Here is a 23,944-nt window from a genome sequence, read left to right as displayed (position 1 = left end):
ACGGGCGGTTGCCAACCCCTCCGCCGCGGCGCCGCTAGCTGACCAAGTGCACGACGGTCGCGCCGAGGTGCGATTCCGGCGCGTCGTCAAACGCGGCGACGAGCGGGTGCCGCTCGAGCGCCGCCTGGACGATGCCGCGCTGGACGCCGCGGCCGCGGCCGTGAATCAGGCGGACGTGGCGCAGTCCCGCGCCGTGGGCCGCGCGGACGTATTCGTCGACCACGGAGCGGATGTCGTGAGGGGCGAAGGCGTGGAGGTCGAGAACGTCTTCGATCGGAACGTGATGCGCCCGCTCCCTGCCCGCTCCGTGCCCGCTACCTTCCACCTTCTGCCTTCTGATACACGGCCGTGACCGTCGTGCTGATCCCGCCCCGCGCCGTGAAGTCGCCGACGATCGTCATGCGGCGGGGGGCGCAGGCGGCGACGAGGTCGTCGAGAATCTGATTGGTCACCGCTTCGTAGAAGATCCCCTTGTCGCGGAACGCCAGGAAGTAGTACTTCAGCGCCTTCAGCTCGAGGCAGCGCTCGTCTGGGACGTAGGTGATGCGGATCTCGCCGAAGTCCGGCAGTCCTGTCTTCGGGCAGACGGAGGTGAACTCGGGGTTCCGGATCAGGATCTCGTAATCGCGGCCGGGCTGCGGGTTCGGGAAGGTCTCGAGCGACATGAAAAAAGTGTAGCATTCAGGAGGGTTTTGATAGGATACGAGGCTGTTTTTGTCCGCTGGCCTGCGACGCGCGCGCGGCTGATGCGGACGTTCCGAGTGCGCGCTTAGCAAGGGGAATACCGATGGCAGAGGCCCGCAGGATGGGCAAATCCGAGCTTTTCTCGCACTTTGCGGATCGCTTCGAAGTGAAGCGGACTCAGGCGCGCGAGTTTTTCGACGAGCTGAATATCCTCGCCGAGAAGGAGCTGAAACGCTCCGGAGAGTTCGTGCTGCCGGGAATGGTGAAGCTGGTCGTGCAGAAGCGGAAGGCGCGCATGGGCCGCAATCCCGCGACCGGCGAAGCGATCAAGATCCCGGCGAAGACGGTGGTCAAGGCGCGCATCGCCAAGCAGCTGAAGGACGCCGTCCTTCCGCGCAAGTAAGGGTCCGCCCCCGCGCCTCGGCGGTCTCGCCGGAGCCGTGGCGGAAGGCGGGCGCGTTTACGCCGCCGCGATGGCGGCGCTGCGCGAGGCGAGCGCTCGACTGTAGATGGTGGCCGGCGCAAGCCGCGCCACCTTCGCTTCCAGACCGCTCAGCGAGTCGTCGTCGAGGATGATGCGGTCGTCGGCCTGCAGGACCACCTCGCCGCTGTAGCGGCGTAACCCGCGCGCCGTCTTCGACTCGAAGTAGTGCACCAGGTAGACGCGGCCGTCGACGTCGACCTGCCCCGTCTCCAACAGCTTCCGGAGCATTTCCTGTCTCCTTGACAGAACCCGATTCCCGTTTCGGCGCCCGCCCGCCTGCCTCGACTGCCGACTCTCATCCCGCCGCCTGCGCCATCGGCTTGGCCCCGGTCCGCGGAAAATCAATCGTGAACGTCGTCCCTTTGCCCACGTCGCTGGCGACGCTGATGCGGCCGCCGAGTTGCTCGACGATCTTGCGCGAGATGGCCAGGCCGAGGCCGAGGCCGCGGCGCTTGGTGGTGACGAAGTCCTCGAAGATCGCCTGAAGGCGGTCGGGCGGAATGCCGCAGCCGGTGTCGTTGACGCGCACCTGCACGCGATCCCCCTTCGACTCGACCGCCGCCACCACTACGCCGCCGGGCGCGGTCGCCTGGATCGCATTGACGACGAGATTGCGGTAGACGCGTCCGAGCGCGAAGAGGTCTCCTTCGATGTAGAGCGCCTCGGCCGACAGCTCGGCGCGCAGCGTGATGCCCGCGGTCTCGGCGAGCCCCTTCATTGACTCCACGGCCTCCCCGACCGAGCGGTTCAATTCGATCGGGAAGCGCTCGAGCGGAATCGGCTTGGCGATGTTCTGCAGGTCTTCGAGCACGCGCTTGACGACCTGCATCTCGCGCTCGACCATCCGCCGGAAGGTGTCGCGGTACTCCGCGTCCTCCCACATCTTGAGAATCAGCTTGCAGCTGTTGCCGATGTTCTGGATCGGGTGCGACAGATCGTGCACGAGGCCGGCGGCGATGCGGCCGAACATCACCTGGCGTTCCTGCTTGCGGACGTTCTCCTGCAGCTCGACGAGCTTGTCGGCCATCGAATTGAAGGCGTCGCCGAGCTCGCGGATCTCGTCGGTGCCGGTGAGCGCGACGCGCGTGTCCATCTTGCCTTCGGCGAGCGAGCGGGTGACCCGCGTCAGCGCGAAGATGCGCTGGATGAACGACCGTCCCCACAGGTAGCCGAGCACGATGGTGCCGAGCAGGGCCAGGAAGATCGAGACCATCAGCTGGTTCTCCAGCCGCTTGGCCGTCGCCATCGCCTCGGCCATCGGCTGCTCGACCATCACCAGCCACGGCGGCTCGCGACCGGGAAGCGCGGCGGCCACCGCCAGCATCTTTGCCCCGTTCTCGAGATAGGAGACCGGCGGCTGGCCGGCACGATAGGCGGCGGCGAATTTCAGCTCCTCGGCGGCGCGGGTCTGGTCTGCTTCCGGGATGTGCCGCTTCTCGTCCGGGTTGCCGTGGGCGATGAGCCGCCCGTCGTCGCTGACGATGAGGGCGTAGCCGTGCTGCCCGACGCGGATGGTGTCGACCATCCGCCAGAGCTGCTCGAGCGAGATCTCGCCGACCACCCAGGCCGCGTCTCCCCCCGACCGCGCCAGGCGCAGCGCGATGGTGGTGGTCGGGAGCAGGTCGTCGTCGACGCGGACGGGCGTGATGTAGGGACGCTCCGGCCGCTGCCGGACCTCGGCGGGCACGTTCAGCTTGGTGACCCCGAGCGCGCTCGTGACGATGGGGGCGCCCCCGGCGTTGAAGACGGTGATTTCGCGGAATTCCGGCCAGTCGAGAACGAAATTGCGCAGCGTCTGTTCCTGCTGCCAGGTCGTCAGCCCTGTCGAACCGACCGTCGTGGCGACCGACTGCAGGATGCGCGTGTTGTTCCGCATGTACAAGCCCACCTGTTCGGCGGCTTGCTTGGCGACGTTGAGGTTGCCATCGCGTACCGAGGCATCGGTGCCGCTGCGCAGCGATGACACCGACACGATGCCGTAGACGACCAGCGGCAGCACCGCGGCGGTGGCAATCAGCAGGACGAAGCGCGAGGTGATGCGGCGCACGAACGCTCTATTTCGCGCCGGCCGGACGCCACTGCCACAGATTCGTCAGGATGTCCCGGTTCGCCTCCGGGGCGACGTCGAACCGGGTCGAGACGGCCCGGGTCTGTTCCTGCCAGGCGAGAAACGCGGCAGGTGGATCGTCGTAGAACACGCGCGTCAGCTCTGCGATCGCTGCCTTGACCTCCGCGTCCGATTGCGCCGCCTTGACCTGATCGAGGATTGGATCGGCAGTGTGGTAGCCCGTGTCCGCTGGCATTCCGGGGTGGGAACGGAAGAACTCGTAGACCCAGGCGAGCGATCGCCCTGCCGATTCGAAGACGTACGCGTCGAAATCGCCGCTCTGCAACCGCTTCACCATGTCCGACATCGGCATGGGTACCAGCTGCATTTCGATGCCGACGTCGGCGAGCTGCTTCTGCAGCAGGACCTCGAGGCGCTCGAAGCGCGGATCGTCCGCGAACGCGAGGCACCTGAACGTGAAGCGGAAGGGAATCGCCTTGCCTGATTCCGTGCGAATCGGGTAACCCGCGCCATCCAGCAGCGCCCGCGCCGCTTCGGGGTCATACGCGAACGATCGCGGCGGCTTCGTGTAGGCCCAGTGCTGTGGGAACACCGGTCCGTCGGCGACGGAGCCGCGGCCGCTCATGCCGTCGCGAATGAGGGCCTCCCGGTCGAGCGCCTGGTTGATCGCCTGGCGCACGCGGGGATCCTTGAAGACGGGCCTGCGGACGTTGAAGACCAGCGAGTTGTAGTAGGGGCGCGGAAACGAGTAGCTGCGCACCGTGGTCTCGGCCTTGACGAACTCGGCCGCGTCCCGCGACACCTCGTAGAGCATGTCGATGTCGCCGCGCATCAGCGCGGTCCAGGCGTTCCGCTGGGTCGGATAGTTGGTGATTTCGATGCCGGCCAGGGCCGGCCGGCCGCGGTAATACTGCGGAAACGCTGCGAGTTTCGTCGTGATCCCCTCGCGCGCCACGATCTTGAAGGGGCCGGTGCCGACGTCCTTGTGGCCGGGACGGGCCACCGTGACGCTGGTCAGCTCCGACGGGACGAAACTGTTGCGCTCTTTCAGCCTGATGACGACGCCGTCCGCACCGTCAGGTTCGATGGACTTGACCGTGGCGTCGGTCAGCGACAGGGTCGTGCCGCCGTTGACGGCGTCCCGCAACGCCTGTGCGGCCACATCAGACGTCAGCGGCGTGCCGTCGTGGAACAGCACGCCGGGACGAATCCGCAGATGAAGCGCGAGGCCGTCCGGATCCCACACCCAACTCGTGGCGATCCGTTCCCCCGGGTGTCCGTCCGGCTTGTTCGTCAGCCACGGGTCCGCGCTCAGGATGGTGACGATGACGCTGGACCCCGTGGTCCGCTGACCCTGCACGGGCGCGCCGTTGCCGATGCGCATCGTCGAGGTCGGCGTCGGGGTGCCCGCCTGATGCCCATCCGCGCAGCCGAGCGCGCACGCGCCGGCTGCGGCGATCCCAACGCTGACGACGACCGGACGACACCTGTCTAGCAGCAATAGGGTGGCGCCCAGATTATCGGACTTTGGCGCCGCGCGCGCCAATAATCCGGCGCCGTCACGACTTGGCGGCGGGCGGCTCGTCCAGAATCCAGGGACACATCGCCATCGTCTTGACCTTGCCGTTCGTCTTCTGGATCACCGTGATCTTCATGAGAACCCCTATTCTCTTCTATGAAAAGAATGAAATGACTAGCTCTTGGCGGCCGGTGGCTCGTCGAGAATCCACGGGCACATTGCCATCGTCTTGACCTTGCCGTTCGTCTTCTGGATGACCGTGATTTTCATGAGTGGAATCTCCCGTTAGCGAAGGTTGTCGACGACGACGTCTACGAGCCAGGGCCTCAGCGTGCCGCTCTTGTTCGAACCCTGCGTCTTCTTGCTCTTCGTCACTGTGCTGTCTCCTTGCTGTTAACCGCGGAATTCTGAACGCGCCGACTACTGGAGGCCGGCGGCTGTCTGCCGGCCGGCCGCTTCGCGGGCCATCGCGACGACGCCCGCCTCGAAGCTGGTCTTGTGGCAATTGGGCGCGTGCATGTCGCCGAGCTCGTTGTGCGCCGCCACCGTGCAGCCGCCCGCGCAGACCGGGATGAACGCGCAGTCGTGGCACTGCTGCCAGGCCGCGAGCTGCTCGAAATTACGCTGCGCCTGGGTGCGGTAGTCCTCCTGGCGGTCGTCGATGTGCCCCGTCGACTGCAGCGCCTCGCCGGCGAAGCCCGGGCACGCGAACAGCGAGCCATCCGGGCCGATCGTGTGGGCATGCGACTTGTGGATTTCGCACGGGCCCATGTGCACGCCGTCGGCGGTGGGGAAGCCGCGCTTCTTCGTCTCCTCGCGGAGGAACGCCATCTTCTCGTCGACGAAATTGCAGCTGTCGCAGACACGGCTGACCCCGGTGCCGGCCGACGTCATGCACGCCCCGTTCAGAGGCTTGCCTTCCGATCCCAGGACCGTCAGCGGGATGATGCCGCGCGACTGCGCCGTCTTCTCGCGGATGACCGGCTTGAAGAGGACCTTCGACAGACGCGAGGCGAAGTCCTGCTCGGCCAGGAAATCGAGCAGCGCCGGATACGAATCGACGTCGTCCATGTTGAAGTTGCCGCCGACCGCGATCCGGGTCAGGTGCGCCACCTCGCGGACGTTGGCGACGATCCGATCGAACGTCCCCTGCCCGCCACGGAGCGGACGCGACCGGTTGTGGGCGTCGCGGTCGCCGTCGAGGGTGATCTTGATGCCGTTGAGCCCGAGCGGGTTCAGACGCTCGACCATCTCGCGCGACATCAGCAGCCCGTTGGTGATGATGTTGAGGACGATGTCGACGCCGCGCTCGGTGCAGGCCTGGTGAAGCCGTTCCGCGAGGTCGTAGAGCACCGGCATGTTCAGGAGCGGCTCGCCGCCGAAGAAGGTCAGGATCAGGCGGCGGGGAGCGATCGCGTCGAGGCGCCGCTCTACCCATTCGGCCACCCGCGCCGCGGTCTCCAGCGACATCTTCGCGGCCTGCTTGTTGTAGTCCCCGTGATCCCCCTGGATGCAGTAGTCGCAGGCGAAATTGCACTGCAGGGTGGTCAGTACCGTGACCTTGAGCGTGTCGGTGCTCTCGCGGACGTCCTGGAAGAACTGCCGCAGGTCGCGGCGCTCGCCGTCGCGAGTCGGCACGACGAAGCCGTGGGTGGCGAGTTCGGTCAGGGCGTCGCGCTCGTCGGCGCTCGTCGCCGGGTCTTCCGGCGCCGCGCTCGAACCCGTCTCTAGCCGATCGAGGAGATCGACGACGTCCCGACTGACGATGATCTGCGCGTCGGTGAACGTGTTCATCAGGAACACGTCGCCGCCGTGTCCGTCATCGAGCGGCACACGAACGTTGAACATCGACGGCTGCATCCAGGCTCCAGTTGCGCGAACGGGGAAAGGCGTGTTGTCGGCGGCAGGCGAGACCACTCGCCAGCGCGATACCTGTCAGAAAGTGCAACCGGTATTCCGGTACGTGTCGGGGTGTCGCTCGAGTCCTATGCCGTTTGCATCGTGTGCGCTTCGACACGGAATTGCAGCTTTGTCGATCTGACTCTTTGGATCCGACTATGGTGCGCGGAAATGGCGCACAGGCAATCGAATTCGAGTCAGAATCGGCCAATCGATTGGCCGGTCGGCTAAGAAATGGCCTGTATTTTTCGACAGAGCTGACGGCTTGCGGGGCGGGTGACGGCTAGGCGCCGCGGAGCTTCCGGGCGAGATCGCGCAGGTCGAGGCGCTGCATCTTGTGCTTCAGGGTGCTGAGCGGGATGCCCAGGTAGCGGGCCGTGGCGGTCACGTTCCAGTCGGATTTCTCGAGCGCGCGCAGGATGAAATTGCGCTCGAAGGTGTCGCAGGCCTCCTGGAAGCGGGTGTCGTTCGCGGTCGACGAGGCGTCGAGCTTGGCAAAGTGGTACTCGAGCGGCAGGTCCTCGTCGGTGATCCACTCCTTATCGTTGACCGCGACCAGCCGCTCGACGAGGTTCTCCAGTTCGCGGATGTTGCCCGGCCACCAGTACGACTGCAGGATCTTCAGCGCCGAATCGGACAGTCCCTTCACCGGTTTGCGGAACTTGCCGCGATAGCGTTCCAGGAACAGGCGGGCCAGCTCCGGCAGATCCTCGATCCGATCCCGCAGCGGCGGCATCCGGATCGGGATCACGTTGATCCGATAGTACAAATCCTCACGGAAGCGGCCCTCTTTGACGGCCCGTTCGAGGTCGATGTTGGTGGCGGCGATCAGGCGGAAATCGGTCTTGATCGGCTTGGTGCCTCCGACCCGCTCGATTTCCCCCTCCTGGATGGCGCGCAGCAGCTTGGCCTGCAGGTCGAACCGCAGGTCGCCGATCTCGTCGAGGAACAGCGTGCCGCCGGCCGCCAGCTCGAACTTGCCGAGCTGCTGCTTGACCGCGCCGGTGAACGCGCCGCGCTCGTGGCCGAACAGCGTGCTCTCGACGAGCTCGTGCGGGATCGCCGACATGTTGACGGCGATGAACGGTGCGTCGACACGCCCCGACTCCTTGTGCAGCAGCCGCGCCAGCAGCTCCTTGCCGGTGCCGCTCTCTCCGAGAATCAGCACCGTCGCCGACAGCTTCGCCACCCGCTGCACCAGTTCGACGATGTCGCGGATCTGGCGGGAGGGGCCGATCAGGAACTCGCGCTCGCTCTGCTCGGCGATCTGGGCGCTCAGCGTGATCACCTGGCGATTGAGATCCTGGCGCTCGCAGGCGTTGCGGACGAGCGATCGCAGCTCGTCGTAGTCGAAGTCCTTGGTGATGTAGTGGTAGGCGCCGTGTTTCATCGCCTGCACCGCGGTCTCGACTTCGTTGATCGCCGAGATCATGATGCTCTCGATCAGGCTATAGTTTTCCTTGACGATCCGCAGCACGTCGAAGCCGCTGATACCCGGCAGCCGGACGTCCTGCAGGATGAGGTCGACGTCCTCGCTCTTCAGCAGCGAGAGCGCCGCTTCGCCGCTCGACACCGAGATGACCCGGTAGTCGCGCTTCAGGATGGCGGTCAGCGTGTCGCGCATTCCCTGATCGTCGTCGCAGATCAGGATCGTCTTCGTGGGGCGGGTCATCGGCGGTCCTGGCATCTTAGCGGAAGACGCTCGCCGCGGTTGCCGGAGGAAGGCTGGCGGGCGAGCCCCTCGGGGTAAGATGACAGGGTTATGCAGGTCTGGGTGGCTGCGGCCGTAGCGTTGGCCGTGGCGGTGGGGTCGTGGCTGCGGGCGCGGCGGCTCGGCCGCAAGCTCGAGGCGCTGACGCAGTCGTACTGGGAGCTGCGCTATGACTTCACGCGCATGCGTTCGCAGCTCGCGCGGCTCGATCCCGAGACCGCAGCCGACGAGGCGCCGCCGGCCGCGGCCGCGCCGCCTGCGTCGACCGTGTCCTTCGTCTCGCTCGCCTCGATGAAGAAGAAGGGGTAATGGCCAACGACTACGACCTCGTCGTGATCGGTTCGGGCACCGGTGGCTACGTCGCTGCGATCCGCGCCGCACAGCTCGGACTCAAGACCGCGGTGGTCGAGCGGGCGCCCGCGCTTGGCGGCACCTGCCTGAACTGGGGCTGCATCCCGACGAAGGCGCTGCTCGAGCACGCGCACGCGCTCAAGGTCGCGCAGGACTGGAAGGAATGGGGGCTGACGATCGGGCAGGCGGCCATCGGTCTCGACATGAACCAGGTGCAGGCGCGCAAGGACAAGATCGTCAAGCAGCTCACCGGCGGCGTCGAGTTCCTCTTCAAGAAGAACAAGATCGACTGGATCAAGGGCTCGGGACGCCTCGCCGGCAAGGGCGCCGTGGAGGTCACCGACGGCGACAAGCAGACGCTGCGCGCCGGGAAAGAGATCATCGTCGCCACCGGCTCGCAGCCGCGCAGCGTGCCGGGCATCGTCATCGACAAGAAGCGGATCATCACCAGCGACGAGGCGATCGGGCTGAAGGACGTCCCCGCGTCGATCGCCATCATGGGCAGCGGCGCTGTCGGCGTCGAGTTCGCCTCGATCTTCCGCCGCTTCGGCAGCGACGTGACGCTCATCGAGCTGCTGCCGCGCCTGGTGCCGATTGAAGACGAAGCGGTCTCCGCCGAGCTCGAGCGTTCGTTCAAGAAGCAGGGCATCAAGGTGATGACCGGCACCAAGGTCACGTCGGCGAAGGCCGGCGCCGCCGGCGTCGATCTCGAAGCACAGGCGTCGGACGGCAAGACCGCGAAGATCCGGGCGGATTACCTGCTCGTCGCGACCGGGCGCGGGCCGGTGACGGCCGGCCTCGGCGCCGAGGACGCGGGGCTGCAGATGGACCGCGGCTACGTCAAAATTGACGCGCACTACCGGACGAACGTCGCCGGCATCTCCGCGATCGGCGACGTCGTCACCTTCGACGAACCGGGACACCCGCAGCTGGCGCACCTGTCGTCGGCGGAAGGGGTCGCGCTGGCGGAGCGCATCGCCGGCCGGGAGTTCCGCCCGATCAACTACGACCAGGTCCCCGGCTGCACCTACTGCGATCCGGAGATCGGCAGCGTCGGGCTGACCGAGGCAAAGGCGAAGGCGCGCGGCTACGACGTGCGCATCGGCACGTTCAAGTTCGGCGTCCTCGGCCGCGCCAAGATCGCCGGCGAGACCGAAGGGTTCGTCAAGATCGTCGCCGACAAGAAGTACGACGAGATCCTCGGCGTGCACATGATCGGCCTGCGTTCGACCGAGCTGGTCGCGGAGGCGACGCTGGCGCTCAGGCTCGAATGCACCGTCGAGGAGCTGATCCGGACGATCCACGCGCATCCGACGATGTCGGAAGCAGTGGCGGAGGCGGCGCACGCGACGCACGGAGGGGCAATCCATAGTTAGTTGGCAGGGGCAGCGGGCGGTTGGCAGGAACGGCGAACGGCTGACTGCATACGGCAGTTGCCAACTGCCGCTGCCGACTGCCAACCAATACGGTAGGTTCAACCATGGCCACCAACGTCGTGATGCCCCAGATGGGCGAGTCGATCGCCGAGGGGACCATCGTCCGCTGGATCAAGAAAGTGGGCGACGCCGTCGACCGCGACGAGCCGCTTTTCGAGATCTCGACCGACAAGGTCGACGCCGAGATTCCGTCGCCCGACGCCGGCGTGCTGACTGAGATCAAGGTCAAGGAAGGGGAGACCGTCCCGGTCAACGCCGTCGTGGCCGTGATCGGCTCCGCCTCATCGGCCTCCGCCACCGCGCCTGACGGCGCCACGGCGGCCACGGACGCGGCTTCGGCGCGACCCGCGGACGCGGCAGCCGCGCCGGGCACGTCCGCGATGCCGGAGGCCGCGGCCGGCCAGCCGGAAACCGGCGATCACGAGCCGGACGCCGGCGGCCGGCAGCGGACGTCACCGCTCGTGCGGCGGATCGCGCGCGAGCACAACGTCGACATCAGCCGGATCAGCGGCACGGGGATCAGCGGCCGGGTGACCAAGCAAGACATCCTCGGCTTCATCGATAACGCTCGCCCCGACCCCGGCCCCGTCGCTTCGGAGAAGCGCGCCCGCGCGGCCACGCCGGCCGCGCAGGGACACGTGCCCACGTTCAAGCCCGGCGAGCGCGTCGAGATCGTCCCGATGACGATCATGCGCCGGAAGATCGCCGAGCACATGGTGATGAGCGCGCACACCTCGCCGCACGTCTATTCCGTCTACGAGGTCGACTTCCATCGTCTGTCGCAGCTCCGCGAGCGGAAGAAGGCGGAGTACGAGCAGAACGGCGCCAAGCTCTCGTTCACGGCGCTCGTCGCCAAGGCCACGGTCGACGCCATCCGCGCGTTCCCGTTCACCAACGCTTCGATCGACGGCGACAACATCGTCTACAGGAAGGACATCAATCTCGGGATCGCGGTGGCGCTCGACCACGGCCTCATCGTGCCGGTGATCCGCAACGCCGACGAAAAGAACCTGCTCGGCCTGTCGCGCGCGATCGACGACCTGGCGACGCGCGCCCGGACCAAGAAGCTCAGCCCCGACGAGGTGCAGGGAGGGACGTTCACCCTCACCAACCCTGGGATTTTCGGGGCGGTCTACGGACTACCGCTCATCAACCAGCCGCAGGTCGCGATTCTCGGCGTCGGGGCGATCGAGAAGCGAGCGGTCGTGATCGACGACGCCATCGCGATCCACCCGACCTGCCACCTGTCGCTCGGCTACGATCACCGGTTGATCGACGGCGCCGACGCGGGCCGGTTTCTCTCGTACCTGAAGGAACGCCTCGAGAACTTCGACACGTCGTGGATGTGAACGCGGCCGGGGCAGCGCGCGTCGCGGGTCGCGACATCGCGGTCCGGCGCCTCGGGCGCGTCGACTACGAGATCGCCCTCGAACTGCAGAAAACGCTGGTCGAGCAACGCACGCGAGGCGAGATCTCCGACCAGTTGCTGTTGCTCGAGCACCCCGACGTCATCACGCTCGGCGTGAAGGCCCGCAACGATCGGTCGCACGTGCTGGAGTCGCCTGAGTCGCTGGCAGCCAAGGGGGTCGGGCTCTTCGAGACCGGGCGCGGCGGCGACGTGACGTATCACGGCCCCGGACAGCTCGTCGGCTATCCCATCCTCGATCTGAAGCCCGATCGCTGCGACGTGCATCGCTATGTCCGCGATCTCGAGGAGGTGCTCATCCGCGCGGTCGGCGCATTCGGCATCGAGGCGGTCCGCGTCGCCGGCCTGACCGGCATCTGGGTGGGACCGCCGCACCGGGAAGCCAAGCTCGCAGCCATCGGCGTACGCATCTCGCGCTGGGTGACGAGCCACGGATTCGCGCTGAACGTCACGACGGACCTGTCACGTTTTGGATTGATAGTCCCCTGCGGCATTACTGACAGGGGAGTCACTTCCATGGAGAACCTGGCAGGGCATCCGCTCCCAATGGATGAGGTTGCGGACGCCGTCGTCGACGCGTTTGCGGCCGTATTCGCCTGACCCAGACGCACGAGTCGCGGTCCATCCGTACTGACGGCATCCTAACTTACTGAGAGTTAGTCCCTTACAATCGGGAATAAGGGTGGTCTTCCGGGTGTTAGCGTCTACACGGAGGCCACAGAATGCGTCAGCAGAATGCGGAACGCGATCTGGTCGGCCGCATGCGCGCCAAGGACGGTTCAGCCGTCACCGACCTGGCGTCGCTCTACGGCCCGCGGATCCAGCAGCTTGCGTTCCGATATCTCAGAAACTGGGAAGATGCCGAGGAGGTCGCGCAGGACGTCCTGCTGAAGGTGTATCGGAAGATCGATGCCTTCCGGGGCGATGCGGCGCTCTCGTCGTGGATTTATAGGATTACGTTCAACACGGCGATGTCGCGGCTGCGACATCAGCGCGCCAGCCGCTTTGCCGAGCTGAAGAACGACTCGGCCGACAAACCGGATTCGACCCCAACGGAGCCGGCCGACTGGAGCGCCCTTGCCGACGATCAGGTGATGCGGGCGCAGATGCGCGAGCAACTCGTCGGCGCGTTGCGGCATCTGCCAGTGGTGTATCGCGTGCCGGTGCTGCTCCGCGACATCCATGGACTGTCAACCGAAGAAGCGAGCGCCGTGCTCAAGGTGAAGCCGCAGACCCTCAAGTCGCGGCTGCACCGCGGACGCCTCATTCTTCGCAAGCACCTGGGCCATTTCGCAGGCGGCCTGGAGCTGCACGCCCGCGACATCGTCAACTAGTCTGTAAGATCTCGTCCGGGGGGCGCCGCCCCTCGGACTTCCCCTACACGTTCGCTCGCTTCGCCGCTCCGCCGGCTCGCGCCGCTGCGCTCGCTCGCGCTCACCGACCGCGGTGCGTGATCAGCGGCAGATAGGGTCTGGACCATCTCCCGTCTGGGCAGGCCTTCAGGGGGGCGTCAACGCAAACCGTTTTCGAAGGTCGTCCGCTCGTGGCGCGATAGCGCCGGGTCGAGGGTGAGGACGATTCCGCCCTTGGCAATCTGGACGGGCACGGCGGCGACCAGACTGCGGCCGGCCAGAGCGGCGTCGATCGCAGCGAAGCAGGTGAAGCGCCGGCGCGAGCCGAGTGCCAGCGCCTCGGCGACTCGAGCGGCGGCACTCGCCAGCGTGTACGGCGCCGGCGGCCAGAGCGCCGGCAGCCGGGCGGAGATCGCCGCGAGGTGATGGGGCGCCAGCACCGAGGCGATGGGTTGGTTGAATGCCGTTGCCGCGCCCCAGCCGATCACCGCGTCGCGCGGCGGGACCCCGGCCACGCCGACCGTCACGTCCGCTGGACTGGCGTCGAGCAACGCCGCCGCGAGCGCCCGGACCGCGGATTCGAGCGCCAGCGGCGCCGAGCCGAGCATGCGCCGCACCGGCAGGTGGAGCTCTGCGCTGGTCAGGGCCATCAGCTCGCGCTGCAGCGCGCCGGCAAACAGCAGCGGAGCCTGCGTATCGAGCTGGAGCATCCGGCGCACGACAGCCAGGCCCGCGTCGCCGGCGATTTCTCCGTCCGCCATCAGGTCTGCGAAGACGATGGCATCTGCGCCGGCGGCGGCGGCCAGCGAGGTGCCGGCGGTCACGCGGGTGCTCCACTGCTCGATCGGCGACGCCTGCAGGATGTCGAGCGCCTTCCCCTCCGCGACGCGTCCCGTGCCGTCGATGAGACGGACTTCGGTGATCCGGCCGCGGCCCGCCAGCGTGTGAGCCAGAGTCCCGCCCAGCGGTCCCGCTCCGATGATCGCCACGGTCGACATGCGAGCGTTCATTCTATCCATCCTTCGGCGGAGCGCTCGTCCGAACGCCAGCCTGGACGTTTGCCGCGCGGTCGACACAATCACCGCGGTCGTGGTTTATGCTGACTCCCATGATTGCGGTCGTCACGGGCGGGTCGAAGGGGATCGGACTGGCGGTTGCGCGCGCCTTCATCGCCCGCGGCGATAGCGTGACGATCGGCGCGCGCAGCGACGCCGAGCTCGCCTCGGCCGCGCACTCGCTTGGCGCGCCCGATCGCGTGCACGCCGTGCGCACCGACGTCCGCCAGCCGGCCGACTGCGAACGGCTGGTCACCGAGACCGTCAGCCGCTTCGGCGGCCTCGACGTGCTCGTCAACAACGCCGGCGTTGGCCGGTTCTCCGCCGTCGCCGACATGCGCCTCGACGATTGGCAGGCGGTGATCGAGACGAACCTGAGCGGCGTCTTCTACTGCACGCGGGCGGCGCTTCCCGAGATGCGCCGCCGCGGCGGCGGATACATCGTCAACATCAGCAGCCTGGCCGGGAAGAATGCCTTCAGCGGCGGCGCCGCCTACTGCGCGTCGAAGGCGGGGCTCGATCAGTTCAGCGAAGCGTTGATGCAGGAAGTGCGGCAGGACAACATCCGGGTCAGCTACGTCATGCCCGGCTCGGTGGCGACGCAATTCGGCGGCGGCCCCGGCGACGAGCCGTGGAAGCTGGCGCCCGAGGACGTCGCCAGAGTCGTCATCGATCTCGTCGACCACGATCCGCGCAGCCTGCCGAGCCGGGTCGAACTTCGGCCGTCGCGGCCACCGCGCAAGAGCTGACGTCCACCGCCGTGACTTCCATCGCGCATTACAACGTCCTCGAGCCGATCGGGGCCGGCGGCATCGGCGAAGTATTTCGCGCCCGCGACACCAAGGCCGGCCGGACGGTGGCGCTCAAGCTCGTCGGACCTCCGACGGCCGACGATCCGGCGATGCTGTCACGGCTGCGCGAGGACGCCGAGGCCGCGGCGCGGCTCTCGCACCCGAACATCGCGACCTTGTGGGATCTGGGTGAGGCAGACGGCCGCACCTACCTCGCCTACGAGTTCATTGCCGGCCGCAGCCTGCGCGAGGAGGCGGGCGGTGTGGCGATGAACCCGCGCCGCGCGCTCGATCTCGCGATTCAGCTGGCCGACGGCGTCGCCGACGCGCACGGGCAGGGCATCCTCCACGGGGACCTGCGGCCCGGCATCGTGATGGTCACGGCCAAGGGAAACGCGAAGATTCTCGACTTTGGCATGGCCCCCTGGACGAGAGCCGGCCAGTTGCGGGCCACCGCCGCCAGCAACCTCGACGGGCTTCCTCCCGACGCCGTCGCGGTGCTGGCCTATCTGTCGCCGGAACAGGCCGTCGGCGTCGCCGTCGATCCGCGTACCGACGTGTTTTCACTTGGGGTCCTCGCCTACGAACTCGTCACCGGCATCAACCCGTTTGCCGCCGATACAGCCGCACGGACGATCCTGAACGTCATCAAGGGGCACGCGGCGCCCCCCTCGCAGGTGAACGGCGCGGCGCCGTCGGAGCTCGACGCCGTGCTGGCCCGCGCGCTGGCGCCCGACCTCAACAACCGCCAGCAGAGCGCCGCCGCGCTCGCCGCGGAGCTTCGCTCGGTGGCCGCGATTCTCGACGTCCGCACCGGCGACGCCGCGGCCCCCTCGGCACTCCTTCCGCTCGACGACGCGCCGGACCGCAACGCCGCCGGCCTGCTCGTCGGCGCGCTCGTCACCGCCGCCGTGGCGGCCGGAGCGGTGTGGTGGTGGCTGAGCCGATAGAGAGAACTCCGCAACGCGTCGTCGGTTGCGGGTGAGGGTGGTCGCGTTCAGCGTAAGACGGACGCGAGCACTTCCCTGTCGATGTTCGCGCCGGTGAGGATCACGGCGAGGTTGCCGCTCGCCTTGATCCTGCCGCTCAACAACGCGGCTGGTCCCGCGGCGGCGGCGCCTTCGATCACCAGGTGCTCGTGCGTGACGACGCCGGCCAACGCCTCGCGCAGCTCGTCCTCTTCGACGACAACGATCTCGTCGACGACCCGCCGGACGATGTCGAGCGTCAGCGTGTCGGGATCGAGGTTGCCGGTGAGGCCGTCGGCCAGCGACGGCTTGACATCGATCGCCACGAGCCGGCCCGCCGCGAGGCTGCGGGTGAACGGGCACGACGCCGCCACCTCGACCCCGAGGACGCGCGTTTCGGGCATCAGCGCCTTGATGGCGATGCCGATGCCGCTGACCAGTCCGCCGCCGCCGATGGGGACGATGACCGCGTCCAGATCCGGCTGCTGCGCGGCGATCTCGAGGCCGATCGTCCCGGCGCCGGCGATCACGTCCTCGTGCGAGTACGGCGAAATGTACGTGCCGCCGGTGTCCCGCGCGAAGGCCTTTGCCTCGCGTTCGGCGCTGTCGTAGTCGGCGCAGGTGCGCAGCTCGGCGCCGGCCCGTGCGATCGCCTCGACTTTGGCTCGCGGCGCGCCCTCGGCGATGAACACCACCAGCGGGATGTCGAAGAGGCTCGCGGCATACGCGAGGGCGCGGCCGTGATTGCCAGCCGAGGCTGTCACCAGCCGCTGATCGGCCGATCCTTCCGCCGAGAAACGCTCCACGGCGTTGACGGCGCCGCGAATCTTGTACGAGCTGGTCGGCTGGACGGTCTCGATTTTCAGGAAGACGTTCGACTCGGCGGTCGACAGCCACTCCGAAAAGCGGAGAGGAGTCTGGAACGTCAGTGCCGCGATACGATCCGCGGCGGCCTGAATGTCTTCGAGTCCGACCGCCACGTCAACGGGCCGAAGCGAGAATGTCGGCGAGGTTGCCGGCGAATTGCGATCGCGCCAGCACCTGGTCGGCGCCGGCCCGCCGCGCCGCCGCGATGAGGTCGACGTGAACGTGCGACGCGAAGGCAATCGCCCGTACGCCGCCGAGCGCGCCGTTCTGCTTCAGGGCGGCGATGGTCTGCACGGCGTCGAGTTTCTGGCTGTTCAGATCGAAGATGACGAGCGCCGGCTTGATGGCCTCGGCCTGAGCCAGGATCTCGTCGGCGGTCTGCACGAACGTGACGTCGGCGCTCACGTGTTTGGCCACCGCGCGGATTTTCGATCGAAAAAGAAAGTCGTCGACGGCTGCCAGGATCGCCACGCGCCCGATCATAGTCGAACCCAGGCCGGTGACCTGTGCGGCGCGGCGCCAGCTCTAGCGCAGGCGCTCCTCCCCGTAGAGCGTTATCCCATTGCGAAGCGCCGAGACGATGAACGTCAACAGCAGTCCGCCGATCGCGACGCAGCCGCCGCCGTCGAACAGCAGCCACTGGCGGCCGCCGAAGGTGATGTACTCGTTCCGCATCAGCTGGAGCGTCCCGAGCGCGAGCGCCAGGCGCAGCTCCGTGGGCCCCACTCCCCAGGCGGCCAGCCGGAACGTCCCGAGCGCGGTCGTCGCGAGCGAGACTTCGATGACGACCAGAAAATAGGCGGCGAGAAACGCCAGGCCGACTGCCGGCGTCATGTGGCCGCCGATCACGAACCCTACGACCAGCAGACCGACGCCGGCAGCATCGAGGACGTGGTCGACATAGTAGCCGTAGCGCGGACGCTCCCGCCGTCGCACCCGTGCCACGGTGCCGTCGAGGCTGTCGCCGAACCAGTTGAGCGCGAGCAGGGGAATGGCGAACGGCAGCGCCGGTCCACCCGCGGCAAAGCAGGCGCCGACGCCGGCCAGCGCCGCCGCGGCCATGAACGTCAGATGATCGGAGTTGACGCCGGCGGGCAGCCGCGTTGCTATCCAGACGAGCAGGCGCTTCTCGGCGTCAGCGGTGATCGCGGTGTGAAGGCGTTCCATGACCGGTAAGGCGCGAACGGCGCCGGCGTTGGCTCACTGAGATACGCTGAAGCTGTGATCCTCGAGCGCGCCGCTGTGCCCCCGTTCTACAAGAACGGCTTCGCGATCGGCTGCGAGGAGACGCGCGAAGGCGTCATCGTGGATCCCGGCGACGAAGTCGAGGCGCTGCTCGACGCGGCCGCGCGTCAGCGGCTGTCGATCGTGCACATCCTGCTGACCCACGCGCATCTCGATCATGTCACCGGCGTCGACCGCGCCCGCCAGGCGCTGGGCGCGCCGGTGTGGCTGCACGAGGCCGACAAGCCGCTCTACGAAGGCGTCGTTGAACAGGGGCGCATGTTCGGGCTGGCCGTCGAGTCACAGTCCCCCGTGGATCGCTTCTATCAACCCGAAGGAGCCTTGCGATTCGGGCGGTACAGGGTCCGTATCCTCCACACGCCGGGCCATTGTTCGGGCGGCGTCTGTCTGGTAGTCACGAAGGACACGGAGGAGCCGGCGACGCTGTTTGTTGGCGATACGCTCTTTGCCGGTTCGATTGGGCGAACGGACTTGCCGGGCGGCGACATGCCGACGCTGCTGCGGTCGATTCGCGACGTGCTGTTCCGCTTTCCCGACGACACGATCGTCTGGCCGGGGCACGGGCCGCAGACGACGATCGGAGAGGAACGGCGGACCAACCCCTTTCTTCTTTAACCGAGGGGCGTCGCCCCTCGGACTCCCCTGCACGCGCTCTTGCGCGCCGCTGCGCCGGCGCGCGCCGTGCGCGGGGCTCGCTCGCGGTGCTCGCTCGCGTCGATCGGGGCGCCGGCCCTGGGACTCCCCGGCACGCGCTCTTGGGTGCCGCTGCGCCGGCGCGCGCCGTGCGGGTGGCTCGCTCGCGGTGCTCGCTCGCGTCGATCGGGGCGTCGGCCCCTGGGACTCCCCTGCACGCGCTCTTGCGCGCCGCGGCCCGAAATGAACTATTCGGCCTGCTCGACGATCAGTTCGACACGGCCGACACCCAGACGGTCGCCGGCGTGCAGCATGGCGCGCGCGGCGCGCTCGCCGTTGACGTAGGTGCCGTTGGTGCTGTCGAGGTCGACCATCTCGAGCTCGGTCGCGCCGGCGGTCAGACGGCAGTGCAGGCGCGATACCAGCGACGCGTCGACGACGAAGTCGGCGCGCGGCGCCCGGCCGATGGTCTTGATGCTGCCGGGCAGAATGCGGAACGTGAACGGCGCCTCAGCTCCCTCGGCGGTCTTCAGCATCCACATCTACGCGTTCGCTCCCGCGGCCAGCAGATCCTTCACTCGCGCGTGCACGACCTCGCCGTCGCGCGTGAGCAGCGTGTCGCGGGTGATTTCGTCGCTCGGGTCCAGCTCCAGCGCGGCCTTCTTCGCCCCCTCCGGACCGAGCAGGTGCGAGAGAAACGTCGTGATGTTCTTCGAGTACATCTGGCTCGCGTGGTACGGCACCAGCGCCGGCAGGTTCGAGGGGCCGAGAATCGTCACGCCGCGATGCACGACGACCTCGTCGGGGCGGGTCAGTTCACAATTGCCGCCACGCTCGGCCGCCAGGTCGACGACAACGGAGCCAGGCGCCATCTCCTCGACCATCTCGGCGGTCACGAGCGTCGGCGCTTTCCTGCCGGGGATCAGCGCCGTCGTGATCACCACGTCGCTTCCCCCCACGACCTTCAGCATCATCTCGCGCTGGCGCCGGTAGAAGGATTCGTCCTGCGCTTTTGCGTAACCGCCCCGGTCTTCCGAGTCGGCGGTCTCGAGCGGCATCTCGACGAAGCGCGCGCCGAGCGACTGCACCTGTTCCTTCACCGCCGGCCGCACGTCGTACGCCTCGACCTTCGCCCCCAGCCGCCGCGCCGTCGCAATCGCCTGCAGGCCCGCGACGCCGGCGCCGACGATGAACACGCGGGCGGCCGTGAGCGTGCCGGCGGCGGTCATCAGCATCGGGAACATGCGCGGCAGGTGGTCGGCCGCCATCAGCACGCCCTTGTAGCCGGCAATCGTCGCCATCGACGAGAGCGCGTCCATGCTCTGCGCCCGCGTGATGCGCGGCATCAGCTCCATCGAAAACGCGGTCACGCCCGCGGATGCCAGCGCGCGAATCGACTCGGGCGCGCCGAGCGGGTCGGCAAAGCCGATGACCGTCTGGCCGCGGCGCAGCGCGGCCGTCTCGGGCGGCGTCGATCGCACCTGCAGCAGGATGTCGGCCGCATCGAATAAATCCTGTCTGGACGCGATCGCAGCGCCCGCCGCCTCGTAGGCGCTGGTCGTGAATCCGGCCGCGGCGCCGGCCTCCGCCTCGACGACGACGTCGAGTCCGGCCTTTTTCAGGGCGGCGGCTGCCGATGGAATCAACGCGACGCGGCGTTCGCCGGCCCACGTCTCGCGCGGAACCCCCACTCTCATGCGCCGAAAAGTGTAGCCCAGCTCAGAGTTTCTTGATCCAGTCGACGATCGCCTGCGCGACCTTGCCGCTCAGCTCGGCCGAGCCGGCCTCCGCGAGGCGGTTGTCGACATCCGGGATATGGACGACGTCGCAGGCCGCCGCCTTCTTCCGGCCTCTGGCGAGTTCAGCGAGCCGGTCGGCCTCGCCGGGCGGAACCGCCGGATCGAGATCGCCGTGCAGAATCAGAATCGGCTGCCGCACTCTCGGCAGCACCCGGGCGGGGTCGTAGGTCAGCACGCTCTTGAACCACGGCGTATCGGCCTGCCGCCGCATCGGCTCCGGCACTCCCTCCCAGCCGCCGCCGCTGATGACCGCCGCCTGGATCTTCTTCTGCAGATCGACGCGCGCCTGCCGGTCGTTGGCCGGCAGCTTCAGTTCGTCGAGGATCTTCTGCTGCTGCATCAGCATCAGGTCGGCGCCGCTGGCGCCGGCTGCGTCGACGGTGATGACGCCGTCGATCTCCTTGCCCGCGGCGGCGGCGAGCAGCGCGACCGGGCCGCCGTCCATGAATCCGAGGATCACGATCCGCCGCTTGTCGACGTCGTTCCGATCGGCCAGCCATCGGATGCCGGCGAGGGCGTCGTCGGCGTAGTCGGTCAGCGTCGCGGTGTCGGTGCGGCCGCCGCTCTGGCCGGTGCCGCGGCGGTCGTAGCGCAGCACGACGTGTCCGGCGTCGGCGAGCACGCGCGCCAGCTGTGCGAACACCGGGACGCCGGCGATCGGCTCGTCGCGATCGGCCGGCGACGCGCCGCCGACGAGCAGTACGGCGCCATGCCGCAGGCGCCCCGCGATTGCCTGCGGCTCGGTCATCGTGCCGGCAAGATTGAAGCCGTTCGCCTTGACGCTGACGTCGACGTCGGTCGGGTTGCGGACACGCTCGGCGCGCACCGCGACGGTGGAGACATCTTCGCGTACCGCCTGCAGCCCGATCTCCGGCATCTCGACGCGCACCAGCCGGAGGCGCTGGTCGACGACGACTGTCGCCTTGAGCGGACGATCGGGATTCAGCAGCGTCAGTTCGAAGCGACGCGTCTCGAGCGATCCGCTCGGCCCGTTGAGGGTTTCGGCGATCACGGCATCGACCCTGGCCTTGACCTCGCCGCCGGGCGCCACATAGACGGGAAGCTCCGTGTTCGCGGACGTGGTCCAGAGCCGCACCGCGAGCGCCTCGTAGGCGACGAACACGTTGTTGGGAATCACGACCGTCCGCGGGCTGACCTGATCCTGCTTGGTGCCCTTGGTGTTGTTCTGCGCGATCTCGTTGATCGCCGTCGTCATCGTGAACGACGTATTGACGATCACTCCCGCCGTCCGGACGTGCGCCTCGAGAGTCATCTCGAGCGGCTGCCAGTCGGACGTGTATTTCATTTCGAAGCGATTGGTCGTGAAATCGAGCGGCGGCGCGGTGCGCCCGCTCGACGTCAGAACCCAGCCCGTGTTCGTCATCGCGAGCGAGCCCTGCTCCCGCCCGATCTGCGCGCCGCGGAGGAAAATCGCGAATGCGGAATCGCCGGGAGCCGGTCGAGGCTGCTCCTGTGCGACCGCGGCGCTCGCGACGAGAAGCGCCGCAGCGAGGGCGGTACAATGACGGAACATTGTCACAGGATACCAGCAGCGGATATGCGGCGCTCCGGCATGGGGCCGCGCTCGTCGGACGGACCACGGGCCGGCTGCTCGTCCGCGGCGCCGACCGTCGCGCCTATCTGCAGGGACTGCTCACGAACGACATCGCCGCGCTCGCGCCGGGAACCGGCTGCTACGCCGCGATGCTGAACGCGCAGGGCCGGATGATCACCGACATGCGGGTGCTCGAGCTCGGCGAGGCTGTCCTGCTCGACGTCCCCGCCGGGCTGACTCGCACCGTCGGCGACCATCTGGCCCGGTTCGTGTTCGCCGAGGACGTTCAGGTCGAGGATGCGACGGCGCCGCGCGCCGAGCTCGGTCTTTACGGGCCGCGTGCGCTCGACGTGTTGCAGTCGGCGCCGATGGAAGGCACGCCCCCCTCCACCCTGTTCGCGTCCACGCCGGTCACGATCGCCGGCCGACCCGCCGTGGTCGTGCGTAGCGATGAGATCGGCGTCGACGGTTTCGACGTGTTCGTCCCGGCCGAGGATGCTGGACTCGTGCGGTCGGCCCTCGCCGCTGCCGGAGCGCCCATTGCGTCGGAGCAGGACGTCGACACCGTGCGCGTCGAAAGCGGCCGGCCGCTCTTCGGCGTCGACATGGATGGCGACACGATTCCGCTCGAGGCCGGCCTCGAGGATCGGGCCCTCTCCCGCACGAAAGGCTGCTACGTCGGCCAGGAAGTGATCATCCGCGTGCTCGACCGAGGCCACGGCCGGGTCGCCCGCCGCCTGGTGGGCCTGACGCTCGATCTCGCGGCGCCCGTGCCCGGCCACGGCGCCACGATTCGATCCGCCGACAGGGAGATCGGGCGCGTGACGAGCGGCGTGTGGTCTCCGGCGCTCTCCCGTCCGATCGCGCTCGCGTACGTGCAGCGCGATTTCGTCGAGCCAGGGACCGCGGTGTCGGTGGGCGAGGCGACCGCCAGCGTCATCTCGCTGCCGTTCGTCTGAGGCGGCGCGCGCCCGGGGCCTGCCGCGTCTCAGCCGCGGCTTTCGAGCCACGCGATCAGCGCATCGTCTGCCGGAGGGAAGCGCAGCGAGCGCAGGCCGGCGCGGCCGACCCACTGCAGCTCCTGGCCGAGGAGTGGCTTGGGATCGCTGAGCAGGCGGCAGGCGAGAAAGTGCAGCTCGACGGTCCGGTCGGGATACTGGTGGCTCACGGCGAAGATCTCGCCGCCGATGTCCGCCTCGGCCCCCAGTTCCTCGCGCATCTCCCGCGCCAGGCACGCCTCGAGGCTCTCGCCGGGCTCGCACTTGCCGCCGGGAAACTCCCAGTAGCCTTCGAGGTGGACGCCGGCCTGGCGCCGCGCAACGAAAAAGCGCCCGGCGTCCTCGATGACGGCGGCCGCGACGACCACGATCATCCGCGCTCGCGCTCAGGGTTGAACGGATACGCGGCGCAGGCGTCCCGCATCGGACAGAGGAGGCACTGCGGCCGTCGAGCCGTGCAGAGCGTGGCCCCGAAATCCATCAGCGCCTGATTGAAGTCGAAGACGTGGCGATGCGGCAGCACGGTTCGCGAGATCGCCCACAGGTGTTTCTTCATGGCGTGCGCCTTCGGATCGCCGCGCCCGACGAAGACCCGGAACAGAACGCGCGCCACGTTGGTGTCGAGGATCGCGGCACGCTTGCCGAACGCGAAGCTCATCACCGCGCCCGCGGTGTATTCGCCGACCCCCTTGAACGATCGCAGCGCCTGCTCGTCGTCGGGGAGCGATCCGCCGTAGCGCGCCACAGATTCGCGGGCGATGGCGTGGAGCCGCCGGGGCCGGATGTTGTAGCCGAGCGGCCGCCAGGTCTCGGCCACGTCATCCACGGGCGCTTCGGCGAGCGCCTGCAGGCTCGGATACTTCTCGAGCCACTCGTGGTATTTCGGCAGCACCCGATCCACCTGCGTCTGCTGCAGCATGACTTCGGACACGAGGATGTGGTACGGATCGGACGTCCGGCGCCACGGGAGATCGCGGCCGTGTCGGCGGTACCACCCCAAAAGCCTGCGGCGGAAGCGCTGGCGCGCTACCGGCGCCGGCAGGGAAGCCGCGGCCGTCGACCCGCGGGGCGTCCCTGCACCCCTCCGCCTTATAATTCCCAAG

The 23,944-nt window shown here is 68.0% G+C and carries 26 protein-coding genes; 10 read left to right on the top strand and 16 right to left on the bottom strand.

Features of this window, described 5'->3' with window-relative positions:
• Positions 1-34: 34 nt before the first annotated feature.
• A complete protein-coding gene (locus tag VGI12_08220; protein ID HEY2432646.1) occupies positions 35-325 on the bottom strand; it encodes a Smr/MutS family protein in 291 nt (96 codons plus the stop codon).
• Positions 315-665, bottom strand: coding sequence for a preQ(1) synthase (queF, locus tag VGI12_08215; GenBank protein ID HEY2432645.1), 351 nt, complete (start codon positions 663-665; stop codon positions 315-317). The genes VGI12_08220 and queF overlap by 11 nt, the downstream gene beginning before the upstream one ends.
• 122 nt (positions 666-787) lie before the next feature.
• On the opposite strand from queF, the gene VGI12_08210 reads away from it, so the two are divergent.
• Positions 788-1,087, top strand: coding sequence for an HU family DNA-binding protein (locus tag VGI12_08210; protein ID HEY2432644.1), 300 nt, complete (start codon positions 788-790; stop codon positions 1,085-1,087).
• A 57-nt stretch (positions 1,088-1,144) separates the two neighbouring features.
• Here the strand turns inward: VGI12_08210 and VGI12_08205 are convergent, their stop codons facing one another.
• From VGI12_08205 to VGI12_08185, 5 genes are all read right to left on the bottom strand, one after another.
• Entirely contained in the window at positions 1,145-1,396 is a 252-nt protein-coding gene (locus tag VGI12_08205) for a hypothetical protein (GenBank protein HEY2432643.1), read from the bottom strand.
• 67 nt (positions 1,397-1,463) lie between these two features.
• Entirely contained in the window at positions 1,464-3,215 is a 1,752-nt protein-coding gene (locus tag VGI12_08200; protein HEY2432642.1) for a sensor histidine kinase, read from the bottom strand.
• Between the two features lie 7 nt (positions 3,216-3,222).
• Entirely contained in the window at positions 3,223-4,737 is a 1,515-nt protein-coding gene (locus tag VGI12_08195; protein HEY2432641.1) for an ABC transporter substrate-binding protein, read from the bottom strand.
• A 438-nt stretch (positions 4,738-5,175) separates the two neighbouring features.
• A complete protein-coding gene (locus VGI12_08190; GenBank protein ID HEY2432640.1) occupies positions 5,176-6,615 on the bottom strand; it encodes a radical SAM protein in 1,440 nt (479 codons plus the stop codon).
• 322 nt (positions 6,616-6,937) lie between these two features.
• A complete protein-coding gene (locus tag VGI12_08185; GenBank protein ID HEY2432639.1) occupies positions 6,938-8,326 on the bottom strand; it encodes a sigma-54 dependent transcriptional regulator in 1,389 nt (462 codons plus the stop codon).
• Positions 8,327-8,416: 90 nt separating this feature from the next.
• On the opposite strand from VGI12_08185, the gene VGI12_08180 reads away from it, so the two are divergent.
• From VGI12_08180 to VGI12_08160, 5 genes are all read left to right on the top strand, one after another.
• Complete coding sequence (locus tag VGI12_08180; protein ID HEY2432638.1) at positions 8,417-8,674, top strand: hypothetical protein; 258 nt, start codon at positions 8,417-8,419, stop codon at positions 8,672-8,674.
• Positions 8,674-10,092 carry a dihydrolipoyl dehydrogenase gene (gene lpdA, locus VGI12_08175; protein ID HEY2432637.1) on the top strand — a complete coding sequence of 473 codons (1,419 nt, stop codon included), beginning with the start codon at positions 8,674-8,676 and terminating at the stop codon, positions 10,090-10,092. The genes VGI12_08180 and lpdA overlap by 1 nt, the downstream gene beginning before the upstream one ends.
• 104 nt (positions 10,093-10,196) lie before the next feature.
• Positions 10,197-11,501, top strand: a complete 1,305-nt coding sequence (locus VGI12_08170; GenBank protein HEY2432636.1) for a dihydrolipoamide acetyltransferase family protein — start codon at positions 10,197-10,199, stop codon at positions 11,499-11,501.
• Positions 11,492-12,178, top strand: coding sequence for a lipoyl(octanoyl) transferase LipB (gene lipB, locus VGI12_08165; GenBank protein ID HEY2432635.1), 687 nt, complete (start codon positions 11,492-11,494; stop codon positions 12,176-12,178). Before VGI12_08170 ends, lipB begins: the two co-directional genes overlap by 10 nt.
• Positions 12,179-12,300: 122 nt before the next feature.
• Positions 12,301-12,912 carry a sigma-70 family RNA polymerase sigma factor gene (locus tag VGI12_08160; protein ID HEY2432634.1) on the top strand — a complete coding sequence of 204 codons (612 nt, stop codon included), beginning with the start codon at positions 12,301-12,303 and terminating at the stop codon, positions 12,910-12,912.
• Positions 12,913-13,088: 176 nt separating this feature from the next.
• Here VGI12_08160 and VGI12_08155 read toward each other — a convergent pair whose 3' ends face one another.
• Positions 13,089-13,940: a hypothetical protein gene (locus VGI12_08155; GenBank protein ID HEY2432633.1), complete on the bottom strand. Its 852-nt coding sequence runs from the start codon at positions 13,938-13,940 to the stop codon at positions 13,089-13,091.
• Between the two features lie 98 nt (positions 13,941-14,038).
• Between VGI12_08155 and VGI12_08150 the strand changes: the two genes are divergently transcribed.
• Together VGI12_08150 and VGI12_08145 are read left to right on the top strand one after the other, a co-directional pair.
• The gene (locus VGI12_08150; protein HEY2432632.1) at positions 14,039-14,734 is read left to right on the top strand and encodes an SDR family oxidoreductase; all 696 of its coding nucleotides are present in this window, start codon (positions 14,039-14,041) and stop codon (positions 14,732-14,734) included.
• Positions 14,735-14,745: 11 nt separating this feature from the next.
• Positions 14,746-15,726, top strand: coding sequence for a serine/threonine-protein kinase (locus VGI12_08145; GenBank protein ID HEY2432631.1), 981 nt, complete (start codon positions 14,746-14,748; stop codon positions 15,724-15,726).
• Positions 15,727-15,773: 47 nt separating this feature from the next.
• On the opposite strand, the gene VGI12_08140 is transcribed toward VGI12_08145, so the two are convergent.
• The 3 genes from VGI12_08140 to VGI12_08130 are packed head-to-tail and all read right to left on the bottom strand — an operon-like array spanning position 15,774 to position 17,778.
• Complete coding sequence (locus tag VGI12_08140; protein HEY2432630.1) at positions 15,774-16,724, bottom strand: pyridoxal-phosphate dependent enzyme; 951 nt, start codon at positions 16,722-16,724, stop codon at positions 15,774-15,776.
• 1 nt (position 16,725) lies between these two features.
• Entirely contained in the window at positions 16,726-17,082 is a 357-nt protein-coding gene (locus VGI12_08135; protein HEY2432629.1) for a response regulator, read from the bottom strand.
• A gap of 54 nt (positions 17,083-17,136) precedes the next feature.
• Entirely contained in the window at positions 17,137-17,778 is a 642-nt protein-coding gene (locus tag VGI12_08130) for a CDP-alcohol phosphatidyltransferase family protein (GenBank protein ID HEY2432628.1), read from the bottom strand.
• Between the two features lie 54 nt (positions 17,779-17,832).
• Here VGI12_08130 and VGI12_08125 point away from each other — a divergent pair, with 54 nt between their 5' ends.
• Positions 17,833-18,471, top strand: a complete 639-nt coding sequence (locus tag VGI12_08125) for an MBL fold metallo-hydrolase (protein ID HEY2432627.1) — start codon at positions 17,833-17,835, stop codon at positions 18,469-18,471.
• 266 nt (positions 18,472-18,737) lie between these two features.
• On the opposite strand, the gene VGI12_08120 is transcribed toward VGI12_08125, so the two are convergent.
• From VGI12_08120 to VGI12_08110, 3 genes are read right to left on the bottom strand one after another with little or no spacing between them, the layout of a single operon-like run.
• Positions 18,738-19,031: an FHA domain-containing protein gene (locus tag VGI12_08120; GenBank protein HEY2432626.1), complete on the bottom strand. Its 294-nt coding sequence runs from the start codon at positions 19,029-19,031 to the stop codon at positions 18,738-18,740.
• Entirely contained in the window at positions 19,032-20,186 is a 1,155-nt protein-coding gene (locus VGI12_08115; GenBank protein ID HEY2432625.1) for a Re/Si-specific NAD(P)(+) transhydrogenase subunit alpha, read from the bottom strand.
• A gap of 22 nt (positions 20,187-20,208) precedes the next feature.
• Positions 20,209-21,822, bottom strand: coding sequence for an alpha/beta fold hydrolase (locus tag VGI12_08110; protein HEY2432624.1), 1,614 nt, complete (start codon positions 21,820-21,822; stop codon positions 20,209-20,211).
• Here VGI12_08110 and VGI12_08105 point away from each other — a divergent pair.
• The gene (locus tag VGI12_08105) at positions 21,822-22,802 is read left to right on the top strand and encodes a glycine cleavage T C-terminal barrel domain-containing protein (protein HEY2432623.1); all 981 of its coding nucleotides are present in this window, start codon (positions 21,822-21,824) and stop codon (positions 22,800-22,802) included. The genes VGI12_08110 and VGI12_08105 overlap by 1 nt on opposite strands.
• A 29-nt stretch (positions 22,803-22,831) precedes the next feature.
• On the opposite strand, the gene VGI12_08100 is transcribed toward VGI12_08105, so the two are convergent.
• Positions 22,832-23,215: a (deoxy)nucleoside triphosphate pyrophosphohydrolase gene (locus VGI12_08100; GenBank protein HEY2432622.1), complete on the bottom strand. Its 384-nt coding sequence runs from the start codon at positions 23,213-23,215 to the stop codon at positions 22,832-22,834.
• Positions 23,212-23,772 (bottom strand): hypothetical protein, encoded by a 561-nt coding sequence (locus tag VGI12_08095; protein ID HEY2432621.1) that lies wholly within the window; start codon positions 23,770-23,772, stop codon positions 23,212-23,214. Before VGI12_08095 ends, VGI12_08100 begins: the two co-directional genes overlap by 4 nt.
• Positions 23,773-23,944: the final 172 nt, after the last annotated feature.

The sequence above is a fragment of the Vicinamibacterales bacterium genome (genome assembly GCA_036496585.1).
Classification (GTDB): domain Bacteria; phylum Acidobacteriota; class Vicinamibacteria; order Vicinamibacterales; family 2-12-FULL-66-21; genus JAICSD01.
This window is presented reverse-complemented; position numbering and strand designations above follow the sequence as displayed.

Excerpts from the sequence above, each read along its gene's own strand:
- VGI12_08210 (HEY2432644.1), top strand. The coding sequence starts at position 788 with ATGGCAGAGGCCCGCAGGATGGGCAAATCCGAGCTTTTCTCGCACTTT.
- VGI12_08150 (HEY2432632.1), top strand. The coding sequence starts at position 14,039 with ATGATTGCGGTCGTCACGGGCGGGTCGAAGGGGATCGGACTGGCGGTT.
- queF (HEY2432645.1), bottom strand. The coding sequence starts at position 665 with ATGTCGCTCGAGACCTTCCCGAACCCGCAGCCCGGCCGCGATTACGAG.
- VGI12_08180 (HEY2432638.1), top strand. The coding sequence starts at position 8,417 with ATGCAGGTCTGGGTGGCTGCGGCCGTAGCGTTGGCCGTGGCGGTGGGG.
- VGI12_08155 (HEY2432633.1), bottom strand. The coding sequence starts at position 13,940 with ATGAACGCTCGCATGTCGACCGTGGCGATCATCGGAGCGGGACCGCTG.
- VGI12_08120 (HEY2432626.1), bottom strand. The coding sequence starts at position 19,031 with ATGTGGATGCTGAAGACCGCCGAGGGAGCTGAGGCGCCGTTCACGTTC.
- lpdA (HEY2432637.1), top strand. The coding sequence starts at position 8,674 with ATGGCCAACGACTACGACCTCGTCGTGATCGGTTCGGGCACCGGTGGC.
- VGI12_08130 (HEY2432628.1), bottom strand. The coding sequence starts at position 17,778 with ATGGAACGCCTTCACACCGCGATCACCGCTGACGCCGAGAAGCGCCTG.
- VGI12_08185 (HEY2432639.1), bottom strand. The coding sequence starts at position 8,326 with ATGACCCGCCCCACGAAGACGATCCTGATCTGCGACGACGATCAGGGA.
- VGI12_08100 (HEY2432622.1), bottom strand. The coding sequence starts at position 23,215 with ATGATCGTGGTCGTCGCGGCCGCCGTCATCGAGGACGCCGGGCGCTTT.
- VGI12_08160 (HEY2432634.1), top strand. The coding sequence starts at position 12,301 with ATGCGTCAGCAGAATGCGGAACGCGATCTGGTCGGCCGCATGCGCGCC.
- VGI12_08115 (HEY2432625.1), bottom strand. The coding sequence starts at position 20,186 with ATGAGAGTGGGGGTTCCGCGCGAGACGTGGGCCGGCGAACGCCGCGTC.
- VGI12_08205 (HEY2432643.1), bottom strand. The coding sequence starts at position 1,396 with ATGCTCCGGAAGCTGTTGGAGACGGGGCAGGTCGACGTCGACGGCCGC.
- VGI12_08110 (HEY2432624.1), bottom strand. The coding sequence starts at position 21,822 with ATGTTCCGTCATTGTACCGCCCTCGCTGCGGCGCTTCTCGTCGCGAGC.
- VGI12_08190 (HEY2432640.1), bottom strand. The coding sequence starts at position 6,615 with ATGCAGCCGTCGATGTTCAACGTTCGTGTGCCGCTCGATGACGGACAC.
- VGI12_08170 (HEY2432636.1), top strand. The coding sequence starts at position 10,197 with ATGGCCACCAACGTCGTGATGCCCCAGATGGGCGAGTCGATCGCCGAG.